The 2,917-nt window shown below is 66.5% G+C and carries 3 protein-coding genes and 1 pseudogene; 3 read left to right on the top strand and 1 reads right to left on the bottom strand.

The window, feature by feature from the left end; genetic code table 11:
* The first annotated feature begins 69 nt into the window (after positions 1-69).
* Together H0U68_RS06290 and H0U68_RS06285 are read left to right on the top strand one after the other, a co-directional pair.
* A complete protein-coding gene (locus H0U68_RS06290) occupies positions 70-480 on the top strand; it encodes a response regulator (protein WP_296353739.1) in 411 nt (136 codons plus the stop codon).
* 103 nt (positions 481-583) lie between these two features.
* Positions 584-892, top strand: a pseudogene (locus H0U68_RS06285) (integrase core domain-containing protein); the annotation flags it as partial.
* 69 nt (positions 893-961) lie between these two features.
* Here the strand turns inward: H0U68_RS06285 and H0U68_RS06280 are convergent.
* Positions 962-1,948, bottom strand: coding sequence for an NADPH:quinone oxidoreductase family protein (locus H0U68_RS06280; protein WP_296353737.1), 987 nt, complete (start codon positions 1,946-1,948; stop codon positions 962-964).
* A 102-nt stretch (positions 1,949-2,050) separates the two neighbouring features.
* Between H0U68_RS06280 and surE the strand changes: the two genes are divergently transcribed.
* Positions 2,051-2,845, top strand: a complete 795-nt coding sequence (gene surE / locus H0U68_RS06275; RefSeq protein WP_296353735.1) for a 5'/3'-nucleotidase SurE — start codon at positions 2,051-2,053, stop codon at positions 2,843-2,845.
* Positions 2,846-2,917 lie beyond the last annotated feature (72 nt).

Raw genomic sequence — 2,917 nt, 5'->3', positions numbered from 1 at the left:
ACAACCCCAAACCATTCATCTGGACAGCCAGTGCTTCGGACATCCTGGCCAAGGTCACCAGAGCCAAGGCTGCATTGGCTGCGATCTCACGATAAGTACAGAACAGAGGCGCGCACCACACTAGTCGAAGACAACGAGGACGGTCGGATGATGCTGCGTCAAGTGCTGGAAGGCGCAGGACACCGAGTAACCGAAGCTGTGGACGGGCTACAGGCCCTGGAGCGGGCAACCGCGGAGGCGTTCGACGTCGCGCTGATTGACATCGGCCTGCCCGGCCTCGATGGCTTGGAAGTGGCCAAGCGGCTGCGCAGCATGGAACCGCGACTGGCCACGACGCTCTTGGTGGCCATCTCGGGCTACGGCTCGCCGCGGGACCACGCCCGCAGCCGCGCGGCGGGGTTTGACCTGCACGTGGTGAAACCCCTCGACGGCCTTAACTTGCTCGACCAAGTGCAGCGTCTGCTGCGTCAATCAGCGTAACCGCGTTGTGCAAAACAGCTGTTGGGCTGCCACACTCCTGATGAGGAGACCGTGTACATGAAGCACGTGCTTCAACTCATTCTCAGCTGACCCATGGGCGATCCTGACCGTGGCCGACGACTTCAGCCACGAGTGCGTGGACATCGCGGTGGACTGGGGCATCTTGGGCCTGTACGTGACCCGTGTGCTGGATCGCGCGGCCGTCTTCCGCGGCTACCCACTGGCGGTACCCACCGACAATGGCCCCGAGTTCACCAGCAGGGCCTTCATGGGCTGGGCCAACACCCACGGGATCCGCCACATCCTGATCGAGCCAGGCAAGCCCATGCAAAACGGCTACATCGAGAGCTTCAACGGCAAGTTCAGGGACGAGCACCTGAACGAGCAATGGTTCGAGACCTTGCACCAGGCCAATAACAAAACCTGGTTGCCTCGCGGCACCGGGTTTTCATTTGGAGGGCCCGGGCGTTCGCGCGAACCCTCAGTTCACCATCACCAGCTTCCCCATCACCGAGCGCGACGCCATGTGCGCATATGCGTCCTTCAACTCCGCCATCGGCATCGTGCGGTCGATCACCGGCTTGATCTTGCCCTGCGCATACCACTGCGCCAGTTCGACCAATGTGGCCGCGTTGTTCTTCGGCTCGCGCCGCGCGAAGTCGCCCCAGAACACGCCGACGATGGAGGCGCCCTTGAGCAGCGGCAGGTTCAGCGGCAGGTTGGGGATGGGGCCGGCGGCGAAGCCCACCACCAGGTAGCGGCCGCGCCAGGCGATCGAGCGGAACGCCGGCTCGGTGAACTCGCCGCCCACCGGGTCGTAGATCACGTCCGGGCCCTTGCCGCCGGTGGCCGCCTTCACCGCGTCGCGGAAGGCGTTGGGCACCGTGTGCACGCTGTAGTTGATGGTGTCGTCGGCGCCCATCGACTTGCACAGCGCGCATTTCTCGTCGGTGGAGGCGGCGGCGATCACGTGCGCGCCAGCCGCCTTGGCGATCTGGATGGCCGCGGTGCCCACGCCGCCCGCCGCGCCCAGCACCAGCAGCGTTTCGCCCGCCTTCAGCTGCGCGCGGTCGACGAGGGCGTGGTGCGAGGTGGCATAGGTCATGATGAAGGCCGCCGCGTCCACGTGCGGAAAGCCCGGCGGCAGCGGCACGCACAGCGAGGCCTGCGCGATGGTGTGGCTGCCGAAGCCGCCGGTGCCCGACAGGCAGGCCACGTTCTGGCCGACCTTCAGCTGCGTCACGCCGTCGCCCACCGCGGCGACCACGCCCGCGTATTCCGATCCCGGTACGAAGGGCGTCGGCGGCTTGAACTGGTACTTGTTCTGCACGATCAGCAGGTCGGGGAAGTTCAGGCTCGCCGCCTTGATCTCCACCAGCACCTCGCCCGCCTTGGGCTCGGGCGTGGGCAGTTCCTTCCATTGCAGCGCGTCGACGCCGGTGGGGTTGTCGCAAATCCAAGCGTGCATCGTCACCACTCCATGCAAAAGTGCCCAATCATAGGCAGCACGTGCGGCGTGTCTGTCTCTGCGGCGACCGCCAGCCCTACAATAAAAAAACTCCACCCCTCCATGAAAATCCTCCTCTCCAACGACGATGGCTACCAGGCGCCGGGCATCGTCGCGCTGTACGAGGCGATCCGCGACCTGGGCGATGTCGAAGTGGTCGCGCCCGAGCACAACAACAGCGCCAAGTCCAACGCGCTCACGCTGAACGCGCCGCTGTCGGTGAACATCGCGGCCAACGGGTTCCGCTACGTGAACGGCACGCCGGCCGACTGCGTGCACATCGCGCTCACCGGCCTGCTGGACTACAGGCCGGACCTGGTGGTCAGCGGCATCAACAACGGCGCCAACATGGGCGACGACACCATCTACTCCGGCACCGTGGGCGCGGCGATGGAGGGCTACCTGTTCGGCATTCCGGCCATCGCGTTCTCCCAGGTGGAAAAGGGCTGGGCGCACCTGGACGACGCGGCGCGCAAGGCGCGCGAGCTGGTGCAGTCGCTGCTGGCCCAGCACGCACAGGACGCGCCGCCCTGGCTGCTGAACGTCAACATTCCCAACAAGCCGCACGGCGAGTTGAAGCCGTTCAAGGTATGCCGGCTCGGCCGGCGGCATGCCGCCGAGAAGGTCATTTCGCAGACCAGCCCCCGCGGCGAGGTGATGTACTGGATCGGCGGCGCCGGCGCCGCCAAGGATGATGCCGATGGCACGGACTTCCACGCCACCCTGCAGGGCCACGTGGCCGTGACGCCGCTGAAGGTCGACCTCACCGACCACGACGCCTTGCGCCACTGGGCGCAGGCCGCCGCGCTCGCGCAGGGCGACAAGAGCCCACCGGGCTCGCAGGACGAGCCCCGCTGATGTCGCAACGCCCCGGCTTTCCGGCGCGCATGCCCGGTGCGCAGCCGCCGCGCGAGCCGGTGCGTGCCGCAG

The organism is Ramlibacter sp. (assembly GCF_013697775.1).
Taxonomy (GTDB): Bacteria; Pseudomonadota; Gammaproteobacteria; order Burkholderiales; family Burkholderiaceae_C; genus Ramlibacter.
The sequence above is the reverse complement of the archived record's forward strand: the minus strand, read 5'-3'. Positions and strand labels throughout refer to the sequence as shown.

Excerpts from the sequence above, each read along its gene's own strand:
- H0U68_RS06280 (WP_296353737.1), bottom strand. The coding sequence starts at position 1,948 with ATGCACGCTTGGATTTGCGACAACCCCACCGGCGTCGACGCGCTGCAA.
- surE (WP_296353735.1), top strand. The coding sequence starts at position 2,051 with ATGAAAATCCTCCTCTCCAACGACGATGGCTACCAGGCGCCGGGCATC.